Source organism: Peribacillus sp. P4_C12 (assembly GCF_056402095.1).
The window spans coordinates 1-543 of sequence record NZ_JBFUIB010001201.1 but is presented as its reverse complement, the minus strand read 5'-3'; the positions used below and the strand labels follow the sequence as shown (position 1 = coordinate 543).

Sequence of the window (543 nt, the reverse complement as noted above, 5' to 3'; positions counted from 1 at the left end):
GGTGACAATAGTGTGAGCATCGTGTAGTTATTTCCTTTTAAACTCTGGTAAAAGAGTTTCTTGAAGATGACGGATCCTTACTTTCCTAAGTAACGATTGAAAAAGATTTTTATAAGAAAGTATGGTCTATTCTAGAGAGTATGGAAAAAAAAGGATATGGTAAGTATGGATATTCTAGACGTGTAGGACCATTAAGTAGTACAGTACCTAATGGTAACAAACAAGGAGAGCATATTTTTGAATTATTAGGTGACAATGGAATCCTTACTTTAGATTGCATGTATTTAAAAATCAATCTGAAAATTCGATAAATTATCATTACCATACATAAGATGATTGGTCTGATCATTAGGGAAATATTAGATTAAATAATAATTCATTGCTGAAATGGGGCTAGAAGTAATTGAAAGACTATTTTTTATTTATCTTTGGATGTAATCTTGATCATAGCAATATTGAATATTTAGTAAAAGAAAGGCTAGAATCTTTTGTACGACCAATAATGGTAAATAACAATTGGACCGACCAAAATCCTAAAATATG

The 543-nt window shown here is 30.0% G+C and carries 1 protein-coding gene; it reads left to right on the top strand.

Annotation, left to right across the window (positions count from 1 at the left end):
- Positions 1–140 precede the first annotated feature (140 nt).
- On the top strand, positions 141–311 hold the full coding sequence (locus AC1DUW_RS32130; protein ID WP_477644622.1) for a hypothetical protein: 171 nt from the start codon (positions 141–143) through the stop codon (positions 309–311).
- Positions 312–543: the final 232 nt, after the last annotated feature.